Raw genomic sequence first — 23,729 nt, forward strand, 5'->3', positions numbered from 1 at the left:
CCATGAATCCCGACCTGATCAAATACTACAGCCAGGAATTGCAGCATCTTCGGGAGATGGGTGGCGAGTTCGCGCGCGAATTTCCGAAGATCGCCGGGCGCCTCGGCATGGAAAGCCTCGAATGCGCGGACCCCTATGTGGAGCGTCTGCTCGAAGGCTTCAGTTTCCTCGCGGCGCGCGTGCAACTGAAGATCGACGACGAGTTCCCGCGCTTCACCCAGCACCTCGCGGAACTGGTGTATCCGCATTACCTCGCGCCGACACCGTCGATGGCCGTGGTGCAGATCCAGCCCGACCTGACGAGCTCCAATCTCGCGGACGGCGTGCGGGTTCCACGCGGCAGCGCGCTGCGCAGTGTGCTCGACAAGAACGGCTCGACGCGCTGCGAATACCGCAGCGCGCACGAACTGACGCTTTGGCCGCTAGAAATCACGGAGGCGCGGTTTTTTACGCACGCGGGCTCGCTCGGCGGCGTCGACAGCGCGTTGCCGGCGAGCATGGCGGCGGGCGCCGGTATCAAGGCGGGTCTGAGACTGCGTCTGCGCGCCACCGCCGGTCTGAAAATCAACCAGCTGAAACTCGACCGGCTGACGCTGTATCTGCGCGGCTCGGACGGGATGGCCACGCGGATCCACGAGCGTCTGCTCGGTTCGGTGAGCGGCGTCGTTGTGATGCCGGCCAAACGTCCGGCGACCTGGCACGTGCAATTGCCGGCGAGCGCGCTGCGGCCGCTCGGTTTTGCCGACGATCAGGCATTGCTGCCGGTCAGCCGGCAGTCGTTCCAGGGCTACCGGCTGTTGCAGGAGTATTTCGCGTTTCCGCAGCGCTTCATGTTCGTCGCCATCGACGGCTTGCAGGCGGCGTTGCGGCGCTGCGCGGACACCGAGATCGAAGTCGTCGTGCTCCTCAAACGCGGCGATCCGCTGCTCGAACAGTCGCTCGATGGCAATAATTTCGCGCTGCATTGCACGCCCGCGATCAATCTTTTTTCGAAGCGTACCGATCGCATCGCGCTGTCGGACGAACAGTTCGAGTATCACGTGGTGGCCGATCGCACCCGGCCGATGGACTTCGAGATCTACCAGATCGAGAGTGCGACGGGCTATAGCGCGGGCGCCGGCGGCGAGCAGCGCTTCGAGCCGTTCTATCACGCGCGCGATCTCGGTGCGACGTATCGTGCCGGCGCGTACTACCAGGTGCGCCGCGAAAAGCGTCTGCCGTCGGCACGTCAGCATGAGCGCGGCCCGCGCACGAGCTACCTCGGCAGCGAGATGTTCATCGCGCTGGTGGATGCGAGCAATGCGCCGTTTCGCGCCGACCTGCGTCAACTCGGCTTGCAGGTGCTATGCACGAACCGCGACCTGCCATTGACGATGCCGGTCGGCGTCGGCCCCGCCGATTTCACGCTCGATGTCGAAGCGCCGGTGCAAAGCGTGCGCTGCGTGAGCGGCCCGAGCCGGCCGCTGCCGTCGTATGCGCATGGGGCCGTGGCATGGCGGCTATTGAGCCACCTGTCGCTGAACTACTCGTCGCTGCTCGATAACGATGCGCAGGAGGGCGCCCGCGCGCTGCGCGATCTGCTGAGCCTCTACTGTCCCGCCGACGAGATCGCGAGTCAGCGGCTGATCGAGGGCGTGCGCTCGATCGATTCGCGCTCGGTGACGCGACGCTTGCCGTGCGCGGGACCGATCGTGTTCGGCCGCGGTCTCGAAGTGACGGTGACGCTCGACGAAGCCGCATTCGAAGGTGCCGGCGCGTTTCTGCTCGGCGCGGTGCTCGCGCATTATTTCGCGCAATACGTATCGATCAACTCGTTCACCGAGACCGTCGTGAAGACGCTTTCACGCGGCGAGATCATGCGCTGGCCAGCGAGGGTCGGACAATGCCGGACGCTCTGACACTGCTGCGCCGGCTCGAAGACGATGCGCGCCGCTTCGACTTTTTTCAGGTCGTGCGGCTGCTGGAGAACGCGTACCTTGACAAGCCGCGCGTGGGGGAGTCGATGCAGCCGCGCGACGACGCGATTCGCTTCGTGCAGGAACCCGAACTGGTTTTCCATCCGACCACGCTCGGTGATTTCACGCCGGCCGGCGAGCATCATGCCGCGCGCCTCGCGGTCAAATTCTTCGGTCTGCTCGGGCCGCACGGACCCCTGCCGACCCATCTGACGGAATACGCGCGCGACCGCGCGCGCAACGCGAACGATCCGACCTTCGCGCGCTTTCTCGATGTCTTCCATCACCGCATGGTGTCGCTCTTCTATCGCGCTTGGGCCAATGCGCAACCGGCCGTGAGTCTGGACCGTCCGGGGCTCGATCGCTTTTCGTTTTATGTCGGCAGCGTGTTCGGGCTCGGCGAGCCGACGCTGCGCGAGCGCGACGCGGTGCCCGATTTCGCCAAGCTGCACTTCGCCGGTTTGCTGGGCGGGCCGACCCGTCCCGCCGCCGGTTTGAAACTCGTGCTCGCGCGCTTTTTCAACCTGCCGGTCGATATCGAGCAGTGGGTCGGCCATTGGATGACGCTGCCCGCGAACTCGCTGTTGCGCCTCGGCGCAGCGGACGGTTCGGCCCCGCTCGGCGTGTCGACGCTGCTCGGCGCGCGCGTGTGGGATTGCCAGCACAAGTTCCGCATCGTGATCGGACCGTTGAGCCGCGCCGATTACGAGCGCTTCCTGCCGGGCGGCGAGAGTCTGAACCGCCTCGTCGATTGGGTGCGCAATTACGCGCGCGACGGGCTCGATTGGGATCTCCGGCTGGTGTTGAAGCAGGAGGACGTACCGCGCCTCAAGCTCGGGCGCCACACGCGGCTCGGCTACACCACGTGGACGCTCGGCCGCCCGGCGCGCGGCGATCAGCGCCAGCTGGTGTTGCAGCCGACCGGTCCCGACGGCCGTTCACGGATTGCCGTGGCGGCCCGCGAGGCGCCCGCGGGGGCGCCGCCATCGACATCATCGAGGGAATAGAAAAATGGCCGAGATCAAACGGGCAGCGTTGTTCGGCAAGCTGAACAAGCTCGGGTTCCGCGCAATCGAGAGCGCGAACGTGTTTTGCAAGCTGCGTGGCAATCCTTATATCGAGCTGTCGCACTGGTTCCATCAGATCCTGCAACTGCAGGACTCCGACTTGCACCGCATCATCAAACACTACGGGCTCGAGCCTTCCGCGCTGGCGCGCGATCTGACCGAAGCGCTCGACCGGTTGCCGCGCGGGTCGGGTTCGGTGACCGATATTTCGTCGCAGGTCGAGGAGGCGGTCGAGCGTGGCTGGGTGTTCGGCTCGCTGATGTTCGGCGAATCGCAGGTGCGCACCGGGCATCTGGTGGTCGGCCTCCTGAAGACGCCGTCGCTGCGCAACGGGCTCTACGGCATCTCGCGTCAGTTCGAGCGCATCAAGCTCGATTCGCTCGTCGATGAATTTCACAGCCTGCTGCGCGAGTCGCCGGAAGCGGCGATGAGCGCGAGCGATGGTTTTCAGGCGGGCGGCGCGCAGCGCGAAGGCAGCGACGCGGACACCACCGGCGGGCCGGTGCCGGCCGCCGCGCTAGGCAAGCAGGAGGCACTGCGCCGCTTCACCACCGATCTGACCGAACAGGCGCGCAACGGCAAGCTCGATCCGATCGTTGGGCGCGACGAGGAAATCCGCCAGGTGGTCGACATCCTGATGCGCCGCCGGCAGAACAATCCGATCCTGACCGGCGAAGCGGGCGTCGGCAAAACCGCGGTGGTCGAAGGCTTCGCGCAGCGCATCGCGGCGGGCGACGTGCCGCCGTCGCTGCGCGACGTGCAGTTGCGCACGCTCGACGTCGGTCTGTTGCAGGCCGGCGCGAGCATGAAGGGCGAATTCGAAAATCGCTTGCGGCAGGTGATCGAGGAAGTGCAGGCTTCGGAGAAGCCGATCATCCTGTTCATCGACGAAGCGCACACGCTGGTCGGCGCGGGTGGGGCGGCCGGCACCGGCGATGCGGCCAATCTGCTGAAGCCCGCGCTCGCGCGCGGCACGCTGCGCACGGTGGCCGCAACCACGTGGGCCGAATACAAGAAGCACATCGAGAAAGACCCGGCGCTGACGCGGCGCTTTCAGGTCGTGCAGGTCAGCGAGCCGGACGAGACCCGCGCGATCCTGATGATGCGCGGCGTCACCTCGACGATGGAGCAGCACCACAAGGTGCAGGTGCTCGACGAAGCGCTCGAAGCCGCGGTACGTCTGTCGCATCGCTACATTCCGGCGCGGCAGTTGCCCGACAAAGCGGTCAGCCTGCTCGACACCGCCTGCGCGCGCGTGGCGGTCAGCCAGCATGCGACGCCGGCGTCGGTCGACGATTCGCGCAAGCGGATCGCGGCGCTCGAAACCGAGTTGGCGATCATCGGCCGCGAAAGCGCGGTGGGCGTCGACACGCGGGAGCGTGAAGCCGCCGCGGCGGAAAAGCTCGCCGCCGAACAGGCGCGTCTCGCCACGCTCGACGCCCGCTGGCAGGCGGAAAAAGAACTGGTCACGCGGATTCTCGCGCTGCGCGCGCAACTGCGCGGCGAGACCGGCAAGGTGGAGGGCGCGGCGCAGGTGAGCTACGCAAACGAAGCCGCAAACGAAACAGCCGCACCGGGCGCAACCGGAAACCCCGCCACCGATACCGCGACGCGCGAAGCGCGGCTCGCCGAACTGCGCGAGTTGCAGGCGCAGCTCGCGCAGCATCAAGGCGAAGACCCGCTGATCCTGCCGACCGTCGATCAGCAGGCGGTCGCCTCGGTCGTGCAGGACTGGACCGGCATACCGGTGGGCCGGATGGTCCGCAACGAAATCGAGAACGTGCTGAAGCTCGCGGAGAACCTGAACCGCCGCATCATCGGCCAGGCGCATGCGACGGAGATGATCGCACGGCGCATTCAGACTTCGCGCGCGGGTCTGGACAATCCGAACAAGCCGATCGGCGTGTTCATGCTCGCCGGCACCTCGGGGGTCGGCAAGACCGAGACCGCGCTTGCGCTCGCCGAGGTGCTGTATGGCGGCGAGCAGAACGTCATCACGATCAACATGAGCGAGTACCAGGAGGCGCATACGGTGTCGTCGCTGAAGGGCGCGCCACCGGGCTACGTCGGCTATGGCGAAGGGGGCGTGCTGACCGAGGCGGTGCGGCGCCGCCCGTACAGCGTGGTGCTGCTCGACGAAGTCGAGAAGGCCCATCCCGACGTTCACGAGCTGTTCTTCCAGGTGTTCGACAAGGGCTGGATGGAAGACGGCGAGGGCCGCGTGATCGACTTCAAGAACACGCTGATCCTGTTGACCACCAATGTCGGCACGGATCTGATCACGAGCCTGTGCAAGGACCCGGAGCTGATGCCGGAGCCGGACGGCATCGCCAAAGCGTTGCGCGAGCCGTTGCTGAAGGTGTTTCCGCCGGCCTTGCTGGGACGCGTCGTGGTGATCCCGTACTTCCCGCTGTCCGACGAAATGCTCGGCGCGATCATCCGGCTACAGCTCGGCCGGATCGAGAAGCGTATCCGCGTGTCGCACAAGATTCCGTTTACCTACGACGACGACGTCGTGAAGCTGATCGGCAGCCGCTGCACGGAACTCGAAAGCGGCGGGCGCATGATCGACGCAATCCTGACCAACACGCTGTTGCCGCGCATCAGCACGGAATTTTTGACGCGCATGATGAACGGAAGCGCGGTCACGAAAGTGCAGATCGGCGCGCGCGACGGTGAATTTCTCTATACGTTCGATTGATCGATCCAACCGGAGGATGCCTTCATATGCCGCAACAAGTCAGCATGGGCGCGACGCTGCAATGTTCGTTCGGCGCGGCGCCTTCGACACTGGTGGTGCTACCGATCAACCGGGTGATGGGCGAAGGGCCGCCCGCGGCCAACATCATGGATCACATTCCGCTCGTCAACATCATGCCGTTCGGCGTGTGCAGTTCGCCGGCCAACCCGACCGTCGCCGCCGCGACGGCGGCGGCGCTGGGCGTGCTGACGCCGATGCCGTGCATTCCGGCCACCATGACGCCGTGGACGCCGGGCGCGCCGACCGTGCTGCTCGGCAACCAGCCGTCGCTCGACAACGTGTCGAGCTGCATGTGCAACTGGGGCGGCGTGGTCACGATCGTCAATCCGGCGACGGTCAAGACGATGATTCCGTGATATGACCTCGCAAAACCCGAACCGACACGTCACCGTCAGTTGCGCGCCTGCCGGCGAGGATCTGCTGTTTCTGCATCTGAGCGGCACCGAGGAGCTGGGGCGCCTGAGCGAATGGCGGCTCGACCTGCTGAGCAAGCGCAACGATCTGCAAGCCGGCGATCTGCTCGGGCATGACATCTCGATTGCGCTGTCGTTGCCGGGCGAGGGCGAGCGGCAATTCAACGGCATCGTCACGGCATTCCGGATCGTCGCGCCGGGCGACAACACCCGCAACCGCATGGCGCGCTACGAAGCGGTGGTGCGCCCGCGGCTGTGGCTGCTCACACGCGCGTCGCACAGCCGCTTTTTCCATGAAAAGAGCGTGCTCGACATTGTGACCAGCGTGCTGCAGGACTACAACATCGACGTCAGCAACAAGTGCCAGGCGACCTATCCGTCGCTGCAGCACTGCGCGCAATACCGGGAGACCGATTTCGCGTTCGTGAGCCGCCTGATGGAGCACGAGGGCATCTACTACTACTTCGAGCACAAAGGGGGCAAGCACACGCTGGTGCTGACCGATTCGAGCGACGTGCACGCACCGATCGAACACTATGCGTCGATTCCATACGATGCGTGGTACGAGCCTTCGAACGAGATGGAATGCGTGTATGCGTGGAGTTCGGGCGCGGAATTGCAGACCGGCAAGTACGAAGTCAACGACTACGATTTCGAAAAGCCCACGTTGAGCAATCAGCAAGGCCTGCTGTCGCGCGCGACCCGGCCGAAAGTCTACGATCCGCCGGTGTACGCGATGCAGGAACATCTGAGCGGCCACGTGCAGGCGAGCGACGGCGACCGCTATGCGAAGGTCGGTATCGAGATTCGTCAGGCGCGCAACGACAGCATCTCGGGCCGCGCGAGCGCGCGCGGCATCTGGCCGGGCGGTCAGTTCAAGCTCGAAAATCACGCCTGTGACACGCAGAACCACGACTATCTGGTGGTCAGCGCCGCGTACGAGATCAATTCGGATGTCTATGTGTCGACGGTGCGCCACGATCCTTCGCTGCCGTTCTTCGACTGCGCGTTCAGCGCGTTGCGCAAGGAAAACCACTTCCGCTCGGAGCGGCTGACGCCGCAGCCGGTCGTGGCGGGCCCGCAGACCGCGATGGTGGTCGGCCCGGACGGTGAAGAAATCCTCACCGATAAATACGGCCGCATCAAGGTGCAGTTTCATTGGGAGCAGTTCGCCCCGCCGTCCGATTCGGACGCGCGCATGAAGCGGTGCTGGGTGCGCGTGTCGCAGAGCTGGGCCGGCAAGAACTGGGGCACGTTCTTCCTGCCGCGGATCGGTCAGGAGGTGGTCGTGGAATTCGTCGAGGGCGATCCGGACCGGCCGCTCGTGACCGGATGCGTGTACAACGCGAACACGATGCCGCCGTACGCGCTGCCGGCCAATCAGATGTTCTCGACGCTGAAGAGCAATTCGACCAAGGGCGGCGGCGGTTTCAACGAAATGCGCTTCGACGACGACAAGGGCAGTGAACAACTGTTCTTCCACGCCGAGAAGGACCACGAGACCTGGGTCAAGAACGACATGCTGAGCAATGTCGGCAACGACCGGCATCTGAAGGTGACCGGCAACGAGTTCGTCGCGATCACCGGCGCGCGCCACGATGCCGTGACGGGCGACCAGAACGCCCAGGTCGACGGCAACGCGTCGCTGAAGGTTGGGCAGAAGCTGCAGGAAAAAGTCGGCATGGACTACGCGATCGATGCCGGCATGAATATCCATATCAAGGCGGGCATGAACATCGTGATCGAAGCCGGCGCGAGTATTACGCTGAAAGCGGGCGGCGCGTTCGTGGTGGTCGGCCCGGTGAGCGTGGCGGTGTCGGGCACACCGATCCTGCTCAATTCGGGCGGCTCGGCGGGCTCCGGCAGCGGTTCGTCGCCGAGCGCACCGAGCGCGCCCAAAGACGCCGATGATGGAACCAAAAAAATCAAATCGTGAGTGATGCACCTGACCGCTCGTGGGGAGCCAAGTGAACTATCCGATTCTTTCGCTGCGGGTTGCGCGATTCAACGACGAGACGCTGGCCGAGCCGATCGTGATCGCGTTCGGCCCCGCCGGCGGCACGATCGGCCGGGCCAACGACTGCACGCTGGTGCTGCCCGATCAACAGCGCGCGATCTCGCGCGTGCACGCGCGCGTCGAGTTTCGCGGCGGCGATTATCTGCTGTGCGATCTGGGCAGCAATCCGAGCGTGCTGAATCAGCGCGCGCTCGGCGGCACGCGCGAGGCGCGGCTCGCGGACGGCGACCGTCTGGTGATCGGTCCGTATCTGCTGGAGGTGTCGATCGGCGAGCAGGCGGCGGACGTGCGCGGGCTGACGGGCGGCCATGATCCGCTGAGTGCCGCGCAAGTGCTCAGCGGACCGTTGCCCGCCGATTCGCAGGGCGACGTGTTGCAGCTCGGCGCGCTCGATCCGCTCGGGCAGCCGGGCTTCGGCGCACAGCAGCGGATCTCGACGGGTCCGGGCTTTGCGGGCTCGGAGAGCGATCATGTGTCGCCGGAGTTGCAGGCGTTCTCGGCGCCGCAGGCATCCCGGCCCGAGCCCGGCAGGCCGGCCACGCCCGTGGGAGGCATCCCGGCGGACTACGACCCGCTCGCGGATGCGTTGGCGCAGTGGGAAACGCCGGGGCAGGGCAGCGGGTCGCCGGCCGCACCGCGTCCTGCGCACGAGTTGCCGGGATGGCCCACTGCGCCCGCGCCGTCGGCGGCGCCTTTGGGCGGCCCGACCGGCTTGCCGCCGGGATTGCTCGATCCCGGCGCGGCGGGGTCGGCCCCGACACCGTTCGATGATCTGTTCGGGATACCGTCGGCGGCGTCCACGCCGTCGACCCAGTTCGCGCCATCGACCCCTCTGGCGCCGGTGGTGCCGGTGATCGTGCCCGTGGTCGCGCCGCAGGCCGCCACCGCGCGGGTTGCCGTGCCGGCTGCGGCGCCGGGGCCGTCGCTGGCTGGGCAGTCCGCTTTGGAGCCCGCTTCCGAGCCCGCTTCGGAGCCGGCCCCGCAGCCAGTGGCGCAGCCGGTTCAGCGGCCGGCTCCATCCGCGGGCCCGACCGCATCGCCGTCTCCGGCACCAGCGCCGAGCGCGCAGCCAGCCCCAGCCCCGGTTCGCCAAACGGCCACCGCCACCACCGCGAGCCAGAACCCCGCCACCATGCAGGCGCTGCTCGAAGGCCTCGGCCTCGACCCGTCGCGCGCGCCGAACCTGCCCGAACCGGAGTTCGCGCGTCTGGTCGGCACGATGCTGCGCGAAGCGCTGCGCGGCACGATGGGCGTGCTGCGCGCGCGCTCGATGACCAAGCGCGAAGCCCGTCTCGACATGACGATAATCGTCGCGCGCGACAACAACCCGCTCAAATTTTTCCCCGACGTCGACAGCGCGCTGGCGCAGATGCTGACCGGCCGCTCGGCCGGTTATCTGCCGCCCGACGAAGCGCTCAGGCGCGCCTTCGACGATATCGAGGCGCACGAGCTCGCCGTGCTCGCCGGCATGCGCGCGGCGCTCGCGCACGTGCTGGCGCGCTTCAATCCCGCTTCGATCGAAGCGCAGCTGAAAGACCCCGGCGCGCTCGAAAAAGTGCTGTCCAACCGCAAGGCGAAACTGTGGGATCTGTTCGTCGCATTGCAGGGCGCCGTCGCGCGCGATGCCGACGACGACTTCCAGAAGTTCTTCGGTCGGGCATTCAATGAAGCGTACGAGGCCCAGATCGACGAACTGCGCGCGGCCCGCGAGCGTCAGCCGAAACATCCCGGCGATCCCACCTAGCAACATTTGAACGAGACAACATGTCCTGGAACAGCAAAGTCATCTGGTCGGAGGGGATGTTTCTGCAGCCCCAGCATCTGCAGCAGCACGACCGCTATCTGCAGCGGCAACTGGAGACGCGCGCGGCCGGCCTGCGTCCGTATAGCTGGGGCTTTACCGCGCTGGAGATCGACGAGCCGCTGCTCAAGCTCGGCAAGCTCGCGCTGCTGTCGTGCTCGGGCGTGATGCCGGACGGCACGCCGTTCGATCTGCCCGCCGACGATGATCTGCCCGAGCCGCTCAAGATTCCCGAAGGCACCCGCAACATGCTGGTCCAACTGGCGCTGCCGGTGCGCAGGCCTGGCGTCGCCGAAACGGGCAACGAAGCCAGCGAGGAGAACTTCGCGCGGCACCGTGTCGCCGAATTCGACGTCAGCGACAGCAACGATCCGAATGCCGGCGCGGCGTTGCTGCAGATCGGCAAACTGCGGGTGCGCCTCGCGCTCGCGCCCGACGTGGCGAACGCGTACACGGCGCTCGGCGTCGCGCGCGTGCTCGAGCGTCTGCCGGACAACCGCGTCGTGCTCGAAAACGACTACAGCCCGCCGTGTCTCGACTACCGGGTGGCGCGCCGGCTCGCGGCGTTCGTCGACGACCTCGTGGGCCTTCTGCATCAGCGCGGCGAAGCGCTGGCCGGACGGCTTGCGCAGCCCGGCGTGACCGGCGTCGCGGAGGTGGCCGACTTTCTGTTGCTGCAACTGATCAATCGCCACGAGCCGCTCGCCGCGCATCTGTCGACGATGACCGGTTTGCATCCCGAAGCGCTGTACCAGGTGGCCGTGCAGCTGGCCGGCGAGTTGGCAACTTTCAGCCAGGCGTCGAAGCGGCCGCCGGCGTATCCGGTGTATCGCCATGAGTGGCTGCGCGAAACCTTCGCGCCGGTGATCGACGACATTCGCGCGTCGCTGAGCATGGTGATGGACCCGCACGCGGTGGCGATCCCGCTTGAAGAGCGCAAGTTCGGTTTGCGCGTGGCGATCGTGCCGGACAAGACGCTGTTTGCCGGCGCGACCTTCGTGCTCGCGGTGCGCGCGCAATTGCCGGCCGAGCACATCCTGACCGGCTTCGCGCCGCAGGTGAAGATCGGCCCGATCGAACGCATTCGCGATCTCGTCAATCTGCAATTGCCCGGCGTCGGCCTGCGCGCGTTGCCGGTGGCGCCGCGGCAACTGCCGTTCCATGCGGGCTTTACCTACTTCGAACTCGATCGCGGCAACGAGCTGTGGAAGCAGTTCGCGAATTCCGCGGGCATGGCGTTGCACGTCGCCGGTGACTTTCCCGGACTGACGATGGAGTTCTGGGCAATTCGCCGCTGACGCATTGATTGAGGAAGTTCATCGTGAGTCCAGACGAACCGCGTGGCCCCGCCGACGATCCCGGCGCGACGATCCTGATTCCGACGCCGGGCGGCACGCGGGCGCCGTTCATCGCAACCGCCGCGACGCCCGCGCCGATGCTGCCCGCCGGCGGCGGTTTGAATCCGCTGTTGCGCGCTGCCAATCCGCTGATCGAACTGGCGCTGCCGTTGCGCCAGTTGCCGACCCATCCGAATGTCGAAGACCTGCGCAACCAGCTGATGCAAATGGTGCGCAACTTCGAGACGCAAGGCCGCGCCAATGGTATCGACGACGAGAAGCTCGGCGCCTCGCGCTACTGCCTGTGCACGTTCCTCGACGAAGCGATCGCCAGCACGCCGTGGGGGGCGGGATTGTGGGGCAGCCGCAGCCTGCTGGTGACGTTCCACAACGAGGCTTCGGGCGGCGAGCGCTTTTTCCTGATCCTGCAGCGTCTCGCGCAGAACCCCGCGGGCAATATCGACGTGCTCGAACTGATCTACGTGATTCTCGGCCTCGGTTTCGAAGGCCGTTACCGTCTGATCGACGGTGGCCGCACGCAGCTCGACACGATCCGCGAACGCCTCGAACAGATGATTCGCGGCCAGCGCGGCGCGGCCGAACGCGATCTGTCGCCGCACTGGCTGCCGGTCAAGGTCGAGCGCAAGCCGTTGCTGCAACTGGTGCCGTTGTGGGTCGCGGCGGCAATCGCCTGCCTCGTGCTGGTGATCGCTCATCTGGTGTTGAGCTTCAGGCTCAACGACATGTCCGACCGCGTGTTCGAAGCGCTGCACGGCATCCGCGTCGCGCCGGCTCCGGTGCTCGCGTCGAAACTGGCGGCGGCGCCCAAGCCCGCGCCGAAGCTGTCGCAATTCCTTGCGCCGGAAATCGCCCGCGGTCTCGTGCAGGTGTCGGAGTTGCCCGACCGGACCGTCGTCACGATCAACGGCGACGGCCTGTTCGCGTCGGGCAGTACCGATGTGGCCGCGGGCTTCGTGCCGCTGATCCAGCGCATCGGCGATGCGTTGAAAGAAGTGCCGGGCAACGTGGTGGTCGCGGGACACACGGACAACCAGCGAGTCTTGTCCGCGCGCTTCCCGTCGAACTGGCATCTGTCGCAGGCGCGCGCCGAAGCGGTGCGCGACATGCTCGCGTCGCGGGCCGGCAACCCGGCGCGTTTCAGCGCCGAAGGGCGCGGCGACGCCGAGCCGATCGCGCCGAACGATACCGCCGCGAATCGCGCGCGCAATCGCCGCGTCGATATCACGGTGCTGGCGCCGGGAGCGGCATCGTGAAGGCCTGCGGGATCAGTCCGTCGCGCGTGGCACAGGGGAGCCGGATATGAAAATCTTTGGCTGGCTCAGACGAGCCATCGTGCTGTCGTTGCTCGGCGTGCTCGCGCTGTCGTTGATCATCTGGGTCGAGGGGCCGCTCTTCGCGTACGCGGGTCATGAGCCGCTCGAAAGCGACAGCAGCCGCTGGACCGCGATCATCACGCTGCTGCTGGTGTGGGCGGTGTACTGGGGCGTGCGCTGGATCGCAATGCGTGTGGCCAACATCAGGTTCACCCGCGTGGTGGCGGAAGGACCGGCCGAGCCCGGCAGGAAAGAATCCGAGGCCGACATCGCCGCGTTGAAGCAGCGTTTCGAAGCCGCGATGGCAACCTTGCGCAAGGCGCGGGTCAAGGGGCGCTTCGGCAGTCAGTACGTGTACCAGTTGCCGTGGTACATGTTCGTCGGCGCGCCCGGCACGGGCAAGACCACCGCGCTGCTGAACTCCGGGCTCAAGTTTCCGCTCGCCGAGCGGCTCGGCAAACAGTCGATCGGCGGCGTGGGCGGCACGCGCAATTGCGACTGGTGGTTCACCGACGACGCGGTGCTGCTCGATACCGCGGGCCGCTTCACCACCCAGGATAGTTTCGCCGAAGCCGATCAGGCCGCGTGGGCCGGCTTCCTGCAACTGCTGCGCAAGTATCGGCCGCGCCGGCCGCTGAACGGCGTGATCGTGGCCCTGTCGACGCGCGACCTGCTGCAACTGTCCGACACGCAACGCGCGCAGCAGGCGCAAGCCGTGCGCGAGCGTCTCAGGGAACTGTACGGCAAGCTCGGCATGCGCTTTCCGGTCTACGTGGTCGTGACCAAATGCGATCTGCTCGCGGGCTTCGCCGAATTCTTCGACGACCTCGGGCGCGACGAGCGCGAACAGGTCTGGGGCATGACGTTTCCGTTCACCGAGGGCGGTTCGCCCGACGACGCGCTGGCCGCATTTCCCGCCGAATTCGGCGCGCTGGAAAAGCAGCTGCAAGCCCGCGTGCTGAGCCGCATGCAGCGCGAGACCGACGTGCGCAGGCGTGCGCTCGTCTATGGATTCCCGCAGCAGTTCGCGGGTCTGCAAGCCGTGCTGAAGAGCTTTCTCGACGAAACCTTCAGCACCACGCGCTTCGAGCAGTCCGCGTTGCTGCGCGGCGTGTACTTCACGAGCGGCACCCAGGAAGGCCGGCCGATCGATCGCGTGATGAGCGCGGTGGCCTCGGCGCTCGGCTTCCAGCAACAGGCGGTGCTGCCCGATCCGGCGAGCGGGCGCGCGTACTTCATCACGCGGCTGCTGCGCGGCGTGATCTTCGAGGAAGCCGGACTCGCGGGCGTGAACCAGAAGCTGGAGCGGCGCCGCGGGTGGTTCCAGCGCGCCGCGCTGGCGGCGATCGGTGTCGTCACCGTGCTCGCGCTGGTACTGCTGTTCGTCAGCTATCAACGCAACCGCGCGTATATCGCCGATGTTCAACAGCATGTCACCAACTTGCAGAAGCTCGCGCAGACCACTCAGCCCGGCGACAACCCGCTGGCGCTGCTGCCGCTGCTCAATGCCGCGCGCGACCTGCCCGGCGGTTATGCGGACCGCGCTAAAAGCGTGCCGTGGCTGTCGCGTCTCGGCCTTTATCAGGGCGACAAGCTCGGCCTCGAAGCGCAGGCCAGTTACCGGCGTCTGTTGCGGCAGACGCTGCTGCCTCTGGTGGTGAGCCGGATGGAAGAAGAATTGCGCCGCGGCGACGCGAACAATCCCGACTTCCAGTACGAAGTCTTGCGCGCGTATCTGATGCTGGGCGATTCGATGCATTTCGACGCCGACTCGGTGCGCTTGTGGGCCGACGTCGATTGGCGCCGCGGGCCGTTGCGCGATGCCAGCGACGATCAGCGCAACGATATCGACGGCCATCTCGCCGCGTTGTTCGAGCCGGCGCGCTTCGATGCATCGCTGCCGCTCGACAAGGAGCTGATCGCGCAGGCGCGCGCGACGCTCGCCAAAATGCCGCTGACGCAGCGCCTGTTCAATCGCGTCAAACGCGATCTCGAACAGAGCAGACTGCCGGAGTTCAGCGTCGCCAACGCGGCGGGGCGCAATGCGTCGCTGGTGCTCGTGCGCAAGAGCGGCGCGCCGTTGACGCGCGGTGTTTCAGGCGCGTACACGCGGGCCGGCTATCAGAAGTTCGGCCAGTTGCGCGACGCGGCGGTGATCGATATCGCGAAGGACGACTGGGTGCTCGGCCGTCAGGAATCGGTCTTGACGCCGAACGGACTCGAGGATCTGAAGGCGGGCATCACGCGGCTTTACTACGACGAGTACATCCGCCAGTGGGACGCGTTGCTGAACGATATCGACGTGGTGCCGTTCGACGGCGTGCAACAGGGCGCGCGCGTGGCGAATGTGCTCGCGGCGCCCGACTCGCCGCTGCGCTCGCTGATGCTGGCCGCGGCGCAGGAAACCACGCTGGGCAGCACCAGAACCGGCGGCTCGCTGACGGAGCAGGGCGTCGCCGCATTGACGAACAAGCTCGATGCGGCCAAAAAGCGTCTCGAGAGCGCGCTCGGCAATCAGCCGGAAGACGCCGCGCCGCCCGCACCGGCCGAACTCAATCCGGTCGACGCGCATTTCCAGGCGCTGCATGAACTCGCCGGCAAACCCGGCGCACCGGGCCCAGTTCCACTCGATACGCAGCTCGCCGCGCTGAAGGACGCCGCGACCTATCTGGAGGCCGCGGACTCGGCGCGCCGCCAGGGCTTGCCGCCGCCGCCCGGCGACGCGTTGAACAAGCTCAAGCTGGTCGCCCAGGGGGCGCCGCCGCCGCTCGCGACGGTGGCCACCGACGTCGCGGGCGGCGCTGGGTCGCTGATGGTGGGCGGCGAGCGGGCGCGCCTGAACGCGTTGTGGCAGGCGAACGTGGCGCAGCTGTGCCGGCAGGCGCTCGACGGCCGCTATCCGCTGGTGCGCGCCTCGACGCGCGACGTCGCACCCGATGACTTCGGCAAGCTGCTGAGCCCGGGCGGCCTGATCGACGACTTCTTCCAGAAGAACCTCGCAACGATGGTCGACATGTCGGGACCGCAGTGGAAGTGGCGCAGCGGCGTCGATACGCTCGGCATCCCGGTCGACGTGCTCGCGCAATTCCAGCGTGCGGCGCAGATCCGCGATGCGTTCTTCCGGGCTGGCGGCCGCGACGTGTCGGTCCGTTTCACGGTGAAGCCGCTCACGATCGATCCATCGATTACCCAGTTCACGCTCGACATCGATGGGCAGCAAATGGTCGTCAAGCCCGACGCGCCGCAATCGATGGTGTTCCAGTGGCCGAGCGGCAAGGGCACCGGCCAGGCGCACGTCGAGTTCACGCCACCGGGCAATGCACCGGCGGCGCGCGCCGACGGACCGTGGGCACTGCTGCATCTGATGGACGACGCGCGCCTGCAACCTACCGCGCAACCTGACCGCTTCCGCCTGAGCTTCGACTCGGATGGCCGGCGCGCGGACTTCGAACTGGCGGCCAGCAGCATCGTGAATCCGTTTCGTCGCGCGATGCTCGAGCAGTTCCGCTGTCCGGATCGGCTATGAGAGGCGAGCATGCGCAGGAGCCGGCGCCGGGGCCCGGTTTCTTCGGCAAGGTGCGCACGCATGGCGATTTCGTAGGACGTCGCCTGGACGCCGAGTTCGTCACGCGTTGGGATGAGCGCTTGCAGGAAGGCATGTTGCTCGCGCGGCAGCGCTTCGGCGCGCAGTGGCTCGAACTGTATCTGAATGCCCCTGTGTGGTGTTTCGCGCTTGGCGCGGGTCTGTATGGCCCGAGCGCGTGGGCGGGCGTTCTGACGCCCGGCGTGGACCGTGTGGGGCGCTATTTTCCGTTCACGATCGCCGAGGCGATCGACGGCGCCGAACTCGAACGGCGACTGTCCGATGCGCAAGGATGGTATGACCGGCTGGTGACGTTGGCCTTGTCGACACTGACGCCGGAATTCGCCCTCGATGCATTCGACGCGGCGTTGTGTGCCGAGAGCCTGTTCAACGAGGATCGCACCTTGATGCCGTGGCGGCTCGCCATCCCCGATGCAGCCGACGGCGGATTCGCGGCCTTGCTCGAACGGACCGTCGCAGTGGGACACGCGGTCTGGTGGAGCGAAGGATCGCCGGCGGTGCCGGCTTCGGTGAGAGTTTCCACAGCCGCGACGACCGGCCTGCAGTTCGCGAGTCTGCTCGACGTCGGCGGGCAGGAGTGGGACTCGGTGATCGACGTGATTTCGAACCCGGTCGCGTAGTCACGGCCTCACACACACGCGCGGCGCGGGGTAAGGAGCAGCGTTTCAAATTGACTTCCCGTCATTCGTCTTTAAGTGATGAGGCTGTCATACGCCGGTTCCCGCCGGTGTTCGCCGACGGTCCGGGACGGGGCGCTGGCGGCCTTACCGCAACTCCATTGCGCGGAGATCGCCGTATGTCACGCCTGTCACGCCTGTCACGCCTGTCACGCCTGACCTATTCCTGTTCCGCACGACGCTTTCCAGGCAGCGTTCTGTCCGCTGCGCTGTGCCTGCTTGCGTTGCTGTGCACGGCCGCGCGCGCAGCCGAACCGGTCCTGAACGAGCAGGACATCAACGAGCAGTCGGTGACACGCGCGCTCCAACCCGACGAGTCGAGCGAGACGGGCGAGAACGTCGTGACGCGCGGCTTCGTGCTGTCGAACAAGCCGCCGTCCGCCGCGCCGCGCCCCGCGGCCGCGAGAAAACCCGCCGCGCAGATCCTGATCACGTTCGCCACCAATTCGGCCACGCTCACCGACAGCGCGAAGGCCGCGCTCGACAAGGTCGCCGGCGCATTGCAGTCGGAGAAACTCGCGGCGTACCGGTTTCGCGTCGAAGGGCACGCCGATCCTCGCGGGTCGGCCGATGCCAACATGAAGCTCTCCGAAGACCGTGCGGCCGCGGTGGTCGAATATCTGACGCAGAAGGACGGCATCGCGGCGGAGCGGCTGTCGTCGCTCGGCAAGGGTTCTTCCGATCCGTTGAACAAGCGCAATCCGACGGCACCCGAGAACCGTCGGGTGACGATCGTCACGGTCACGGATTAGGTGCTTTCGAGGTTGCCGCCGATGACACGTTATCGCGTGTATTGCGACGTCGCGAAACGGGCGATGCTGCTGTTCGCGTGCGTGGCCACGATCGCGGTCGCCGCGGGTCCGCAGGCCTCGAACGAGGCCGCCAACCGACCCGCCGCCGTCGACGACGACACCGGCGCGGTGCGCTTGCCGCTTGCCCAGCTCGCCGCCGCGTTGGCGCCCGACGCCCGCCAGCAACTGTTCACCGTGACGGACCATCCCGGCCTCTATGTGATGCAGGCGGCCAGCCTCGAGCAACAGGGCGCGATGTTCGCACGGGTGGTGGCATTGCTCGAACGCCGCGACATGCCGCACGACCGGGTGGTGTCGGCGGCGGCCATCGCGGCTCACGCGCGGCGCTTCGGCACCGACCCGACCGGGCTGACGGCGGGCAACAACTTCAGCACGGAGGAGTTGACGCATTTCTTCGAACTCGCGCGCGAGCAGGGCGTGGTGCTGAACCAGGGCGAGCGCACTCTGCAGACGATTCTCGTGCGATGGCGTTTGATTCGCGACGAGAAGGGGACCTGGAAAGCGGCCAACGCACACGACTTTCTGATCACCATTCCCGGGCTGGGTCGCGCGCCGGGCGGCGAGATGATCGACGCCACGGTCAGGGCGGCGATCCTCAGTCACGAATTGGGTCATTGGCAGTACTTCTCGGACGGCGCATACGCGCACGCGTGCCGCGCGTTCTGGTGGCAGGTACTGAGCTACGAGGAACGCGCGGAGCTGACCCGGCAACTGGAGAATCTCGGCTATGACCCGAGCGACCGGATCGTGATCGATGAGATGCAGGCCTACTTGCTGCATACGCCCGCGCGCTATATGCCGATCATCGATACGCCGGGACCCGGCGGCATCGATGTCGGCAAGGTGCGGCGGCGCTTGCAGGAGGCGGTCGCGAGAGCGGGCGGATAGCGAGGACCAAGCGAGGACGAAGCGAGCCCGCGCGAAACGCGCTGTCGAGGTGACGTATGACGGATTACGCAGAACTCAACCGCATTTTGCCGCGCCTGTCGCAAGCGCATGCGGCAGACGCGTTCAACGACGAGGTCGCGCCGCTGCTAGTCGACCTGTGGGCTGACGACTACGTTGGGCGCGTGGCATCGTGCGACTTGCTCGAAACGACCGTGAGCCAGTTTTCCTATCTGTTCGACATGTCGACCGAGCGCCTCGTCGCGGCGTGGGGCATCAGTCAGGGAAAGAGTGCGGTGCCGCGCAAGGCAATCGCCACGCGGATGCGCGGACACCCGCTCGCGAACGGCGGGACCTACCATCGCGGCCACGCGATTCCGCACACGCTCGGCGGTTCGACCGATATCAACCTCGTGCCGCAATTGGGCAAGATCAATTCGGGGCCATTCCAAGCGTTGGAACGGCTCGCGGTCAGTCATGCGGGAGCGCTTTACTTCACCTACTGGCTGTACGGGCCGGGCAAGAGTCAGGTGCCCGTCGGCGTGGAGCAGGGGCTGCTGATGCCGGGGGCGACTGCGTGCACGTTCAAGCTGGCCACGTTTGCGAATTGACGCGGGCGCGGCGGTTCGCGTGCCGCGATTGGGGCAAATACGTTGTGCGTCGGCGATCGTCGGTGAACCCCTCGACGAATCGGACCGTCTACGATACACAGTACCGCAGACCCCGACGTAACGGACCCCGATGATGCCATTCGCTCGCCGTTTCCTCGTCATGCTGGCGTCGGCCTTCTTGCGCGCACGCGCGGGCGGCGCGTTGGCGCTGCTTGCGTCGGCGGTGCCGCTTGTGCATGCGGAGGTTGTCGTGTCGTTCGCCGAGAGTCCCGTGTCGGTGATTCGCGGCGCCTCACTGTATCGGACGGGAGAGGGCGCCAGGCTGCGCGACGATGACATCATCGAAACCGACGTCGGCAAGTCCGCGCAACTCGAAGACAGTGCGGGGACGCTGATCGCGCTCGGGCCGCAAACGCAAGTGCTGCTCAACGCGCCGTCGGCGCCGCAAAACGCCGCGGCGGGACCGCTGCAAATCACGATGCTGAGCGGCTGGCTCAAGGTCACCCGCAACCCGAGCGCAGCCACGCAAGCGCCGCTGTCGATCGAGCTTCACGGCCTCGAGCTCAAACCTTCAGGCAATGGTCCGTGGTCGGTCGTCACGATGACCTCCGGCGAGCGCGCCGCCATCTTCGCGGAGTCCGGCGATGATGCGATCGCCGTCGTTCGCGCCCCTGCCCAGGCGCCCAAACTGACCTTGCGCGCGGGCCAGTACCTCGAGCGACATGCCGACGACCCTCTGCGCGCGCAACCCCGGCCGTCCGCGGAGTTCATCGGCACGATGCCGCCGGGCTTTCGGGACGCGTTGGTCGGGGTAGCGGGGCGGCTCCCGAGCAGACACGAACTTGCCGCGCCACTGCGCGCCGTCGATTACGCCGACGTCTCCGCCTGGCTCACGAGCAGCGTCAGCGAGCGCGGCACTTTCGTCAAACGCTTCGTGCCGCGGCTGAAAACTGCTGCCTTTCGCGCGCAGGTCGATAGCCATCTGGACGTTTTGCCGGAATGGCGGCCGATTTTGCATCCCCCACCGCCGCCGCGCCCGGCGAGCGAGCCACCCAAAAGGCCCGCGTCAGCAGCGCCGCTAGTGCGTCCACCATACGGCCCCGGCTCGATATACCGGGACAAACCGACGGCGGACGACGACGAGCATCATTGACATACCATGCACCACCGGGCGTTGACGCCCTTGCACACCATTCGCGTGGAGCAGCCATGAACCTGTCGTTGACCGTGAAGTTCAATCTCGCCTTCCTCGTCGTGTTCGCCGCGGGATTCGCCGCGACCGGCTTCGTGGCCGACCGGGTGTTGCAGCAAAACGCGGTGCAGACGACCGTGCGCGACGCGAGCCTGATGATCGAAGCCGCCACCGCGGCGCAGAACTACACGTCCGAACAGGTGACGCCGCTGCTTGCCACGCAGATCAAATACGCGTTCGTGCCGCAGTCGATTCCCGCATATTCCGCGGTCGAAAGCCTGCTCGCGATCCAGAAGAAATTTCCGGGCTTCTCGTACAAGAGCGCGATGCTCGATCCGACCAACCCGCGCGACCGCGCCACGGACTGGGAGACCGATGTGATCCGGCGCCTGCACGACCACCCCGAACTGCCCGAACTGATTGGCGAACGCGCGACGCCGTCGGGCCCGAGTCTCTACATCGCGCGGCCGACCCGCATCGACTCGGCCGCGTGCCTCGAATGCCACAGCACGCCCAGCGCGGCGCCGCGCACAATGATCGACAAGTACGGGCCGGCCAACGGCTTCAACTGGCCTTTGCATGAAACGATCGGCGCGCAGGTCGTGTCCGTGCCGATGTCGCTGCCGCTGGGACAGGCGCACAGCGTGTGGCGCACGTTCATGCTGTCGTTCGCCGCGGTGTTTGGCTGCGTGCTGATCGCGCTGAACCTGATGGTGCATTTCCTCGTGACGAAGCGGCTCAAGGCTTTGTCGCGCGCGGCCGATGAAGTCAGCCTCGGCAAGCTCGACACCGCATCGTTTTCGACGCGCGGCGGCGACGAAATCGCGTCGCTCGCCGTGTCGTTCAACCGCATGAAAACGAGTCTCGTCGAAGCGCTGCGGATGCTGGGGGCGTAAGCTGGCGTGATCGGCCAGGCGCCCCTCGATCGGAACCCGCATGAGCAACGAAGCAACGCCTACTCGGATTGGCAAGTACCGGATCGACCGCGTGCTCGGCACGGGAGCCATGGGCGTCGTCTATCTCGCGTTCGATCCGCACCTGGAAAGACCGGTGGCGCTGAAGACCGTGCGCCGTGAACTCCTCGCCAGCGAGGACAGTAGCGGCGACATGCTGCTGCGTTTTCGCAACGAGGCGCGCGCGGCCGGTCGGCTCGCGCATCCGAACATCGTCACGGTCCACGATTTCGGCGAAGACGGCGATACGGCCTACATCGTGATGGAGTACGTCGCCGGACATGGCCTCGATACCTTGCTGGTGCCCGGCCACCCGCTGCCGCTCTCGGACGCTTTTCACTGGCTTGCGCAATTGCTTGCCGCGCTCGCGTATGCGCATGAGGCGGGCGTCGTGCATCGCGACATCAAGCCCGCGAATCTGCTCGTCACGGCGGCGGGACTGCTGAAGGTCGCCGATTTTGGCGTCGCGCGCATCGGCTCATCGGCAACCTCGTCCGGGTGGATGATCGGCACGCCGAGCTACATGTCGCCCGAGCAGTTCGAGGGCGAATCGGTCGATGCGCGCGCGGACCTGTTCTCGGCCGGCGTCGTGCTGTACCGGATGCTGACCGGCCGTCAGCCGTTCGTCGGCTCGCCGGCTACGATCAGGCAGAAGATCCTCAAAGATGCGCCGGCCCGGCCATCGGAAATCGTCTCCGCGTTGCCGCCGGCAATCGACGCGATGCTCGCCAGGGCACTCGCGCGGCGGCCGGACGACCGCTTCGGTTCGGCCGCGGAATGGCTCGCGAGCTTGAGGTCGTTGGCCGTCTCAGCCGCCGCGGCCGACGATGACCGGACTATCGTGGCGCCCACCGCGTATTGGTCCGCGTCCGCTTCCTTGCCGGCGCACGCGACGGCTGGCGGCAACCCGCCGATGCCTGTGCCTTCGGCGCCGCGGAGCTGGTCGCCTGAGATGCTCGCGCGCATCGAACGCCAACTCGCGATCCACATGGGCCCGCTCGCGAGCCTGCTGGTGCGACGCGCGGCCGCCCACGCGAGCGACCTGCCGGCGCTCGGCGCGCAACTGGCGGCGGGGTTGCCCGACACGGCGCGGCTCGAATTCGAGCAGGCCTTCGCGCGGCTGACGGCGGGCTCGCCAGATATGTCGATGGTCGCGTCGTCATCGCCGGGCTCAGGCGTCGCGGCGGCTGCGGCGAAGGTATCGGCTGTCTCGCCCGCGAGCGCCGCAGGCACGTCACCGGGCAGTGCGATCGATCAGGCCAGCATCGATGCCGTCGCCGTTAAACTGGCCGTCTATGTGGGGCCGATCGCGAAGATGATCGCCAGTCGCGAGGCGCGGCATGCCGCAAGTTTCGACGAGTTCGTTCAACGGGTCGAAGCTTGCATCACCGACGCCGCGCAGCGCCGTCGATTCCGGCACGATCTCGATTCATCGGGTTAGCTTCACGACTCGAACGCTGGTACATCGAATGCAAAAAGGGGGATGATTTGAACCACAGTCTGCAGATGTTCGACCTGAGTGGGCGCCGCGCGCTCGTTACCGGATCGAGTACCGGTATCGGTTATGCGTTGGCGCAAGGGCTCGCGGGCGCCGGTGCCGAAGTCGTGCTGAACGGCCGCAATGAAGCGAGGCTGACTGAAGCGGTCAGCCGCCTGCGCGACGCGGGCGCGAAGGTGCACGGGCGATGTTTCGACGTGACTGCTCCGGACGCGGTGGACGCGGCGGTGGCGCAGATCGAAAGCGAGATCGGCTCGATCGATATTCTCGTGAACAACGCCGGCATGCAGCGGCGCGCGCCGCTCGAGCAGTTCTCCCATGCGCAATGGGAACAAATGATGAAGACCAATGTGGATAGCGTGTTTCTGGTCGGGCAGGCGGTCGCGCGGCACATGATCGCGCGTAGGCGCGGCAAGATCATCAATATCTGCTCGGTGCAAAGCGAACTCGGCCGGCCCAATATTGCCGCCTATACCGCGAGCAAAGGCGCCGTGAAAATGTTGACGAAAGGCATGGCGATCGATTGGGGCCAGTATGGCATTCAGGTCAATGGACTCGGCCCAGGCTACATCAGGACGGAACTGACCGACGCGCTGGTCAACGATGAAGCGTTTAGCAACTGGCTCGTCAATCGCACGCCTTCGCGGCGTTGGGGCGATGTGCAGGATCTGGTGGGCGCGGCGATCTTCCTCGCGAGCGGCGCGTCGGACTTTGTTAACGGTCATGTTCTTTATGTCGATGGTGGGGTGACGGCGACGCTTTGACAGGGCTCGAACCGATGATGCGACGTGAGTCGAATCGGGAATAAGCAC

Annotated in this window: 17 protein-coding genes; all 17 read left to right on the plus strand. The window is 66.4% G+C overall.

Translation table 11 applies throughout. The features are described from left to right. Positions 1-2 precede the first annotated feature (2 nt). Positions 3-1,898 carry a type VI secretion system baseplate subunit TssF gene (gene tssF / locus AB3X89_RS02765; RefSeq protein WP_368581720.1) on the plus strand — a complete coding sequence of 632 codons (1,896 nt, stop codon included), beginning with the start codon at positions 3-5 and terminating at the stop codon, positions 1,896-1,898. Continuing rightward, on the plus strand, positions 1,883-2,962 hold the full coding sequence (gene tssG, locus AB3X89_RS02770; RefSeq protein ID WP_368581721.1) for a type VI secretion system baseplate subunit TssG: 1,080 nt from the start codon (positions 1,883-1,885) through the stop codon (positions 2,960-2,962). The genes tssF and tssG overlap by 16 nt, the downstream gene beginning before the upstream one ends. Positions 2,963-2,966: 4 nt before the next feature. Next, positions 2,967-5,723 (plus strand): type VI secretion system ATPase TssH, encoded by a 2,757-nt coding sequence (tssH, locus tag AB3X89_RS02775; RefSeq protein ID WP_368581722.1) that lies wholly within the window; start codon positions 2,967-2,969, stop codon positions 5,721-5,723. A 26-nt stretch (positions 5,724-5,749) separates the two neighbouring features. After that, positions 5,750-6,139 carry a DUF4280 domain-containing protein gene (locus tag AB3X89_RS02780; protein ID WP_368581723.1) on the plus strand — a complete coding sequence of 130 codons (390 nt, stop codon included), beginning with the start codon at positions 5,750-5,752 and terminating at the stop codon, positions 6,137-6,139. A 1-nt stretch (position 6,140) separates the two neighbouring features. Beyond that, the gene (locus AB3X89_RS02785; protein ID WP_368581724.1) at positions 6,141-8,132 is read left to right on the plus strand and encodes a type VI secretion system Vgr family protein; all 1,992 of its coding nucleotides are present in this window, start codon (positions 6,141-6,143) and stop codon (positions 8,130-8,132) included. 31 nt (positions 8,133-8,163) lie between these two features. Then, the gene (gene tagH, locus AB3X89_RS02790) at positions 8,164-9,957 is read left to right on the plus strand and encodes a type VI secretion system-associated FHA domain protein TagH (protein WP_368581725.1); all 1,794 of its coding nucleotides are present in this window, start codon (positions 8,164-8,166) and stop codon (positions 9,955-9,957) included. Between the two features lie 20 nt (positions 9,958-9,977). Further along, a complete protein-coding gene (gene tssK / locus AB3X89_RS02795) occupies positions 9,978-11,312 on the plus strand; it encodes a type VI secretion system baseplate subunit TssK (protein WP_368581726.1) in 1,335 nt (444 codons plus the stop codon). A 23-nt stretch (positions 11,313-11,335) separates the two neighbouring features. Next, positions 11,336-12,625 (plus strand): DotU family type VI secretion system protein, encoded by a 1,290-nt coding sequence (locus AB3X89_RS02800; protein WP_368581727.1) that lies wholly within the window; start codon positions 11,336-11,338, stop codon positions 12,623-12,625. A 46-nt stretch (positions 12,626-12,671) separates the two neighbouring features. Further along, on the plus strand, positions 12,672-16,211 hold the full coding sequence (tssM, locus tag AB3X89_RS02805; RefSeq protein ID WP_368581728.1) for a type VI secretion system membrane subunit TssM: 3,540 nt from the start codon (positions 12,672-12,674) through the stop codon (positions 16,209-16,211). Beyond that, positions 16,208-16,909, plus strand: coding sequence for a type VI secretion system-associated protein TagF (gene tagF / locus AB3X89_RS02810; RefSeq protein WP_368581729.1), 702 nt, complete (start codon positions 16,208-16,210; stop codon positions 16,907-16,909). Before tssM ends, tagF begins: the two co-directional genes overlap by 4 nt. Before the next feature lie 176 nt (positions 16,910-17,085). After that, positions 17,086-17,718, plus strand: coding sequence for an OmpA family protein (locus AB3X89_RS02815; RefSeq protein ID WP_368581730.1), 633 nt, complete (start codon positions 17,086-17,088; stop codon positions 17,716-17,718). Between the two features lie 21 nt (positions 17,719-17,739). Then, positions 17,740-18,666 (plus strand): hypothetical protein, encoded by a 927-nt coding sequence (locus AB3X89_RS02820; protein ID WP_368581731.1) that lies wholly within the window; start codon positions 17,740-17,742, stop codon positions 18,664-18,666. 56 nt (positions 18,667-18,722) lie between these two features. Continuing rightward, positions 18,723-19,274 carry a hypothetical protein gene (locus AB3X89_RS02825; RefSeq protein WP_368581732.1) on the plus strand — a complete coding sequence of 184 codons (552 nt, stop codon included), beginning with the start codon at positions 18,723-18,725 and terminating at the stop codon, positions 19,272-19,274. Positions 19,275-19,404: 130 nt separating this feature from the next. Then, on the plus strand, positions 19,405-20,427 hold the full coding sequence (locus tag AB3X89_RS02830) for a hypothetical protein (protein WP_368581733.1): 1,023 nt from the start codon (positions 19,405-19,407) through the stop codon (positions 20,425-20,427). A gap of 56 nt (positions 20,428-20,483) precedes the next feature. Continuing rightward, positions 20,484-21,362, plus strand: a complete 879-nt coding sequence (locus AB3X89_RS02835) for a DUF3365 domain-containing protein (RefSeq protein ID WP_368581734.1) — start codon at positions 20,484-20,486, stop codon at positions 21,360-21,362. A gap of 40 nt (positions 21,363-21,402) precedes the next feature. Next, positions 21,403-22,860: a serine/threonine-protein kinase gene (locus AB3X89_RS02840; RefSeq protein ID WP_368581735.1), complete on the plus strand. Its 1,458-nt coding sequence runs from the start codon at positions 21,403-21,405 to the stop codon at positions 22,858-22,860. A gap of 65 nt (positions 22,861-22,925) precedes the next feature. Further along, the gene (locus AB3X89_RS02845; protein WP_368581955.1) at positions 22,926-23,681 is read left to right on the plus strand and encodes a glucose 1-dehydrogenase; all 756 of its coding nucleotides are present in this window, start codon (positions 22,926-22,928) and stop codon (positions 23,679-23,681) included. Positions 23,682-23,729 lie beyond the last annotated feature (48 nt).

Source organism: Paraburkholderia sp. BR14320 (assembly GCF_040948665.1).
GTDB lineage: Bacteria > Pseudomonadota > Gammaproteobacteria > Burkholderiales > Burkholderiaceae > Paraburkholderia > Paraburkholderia youngii.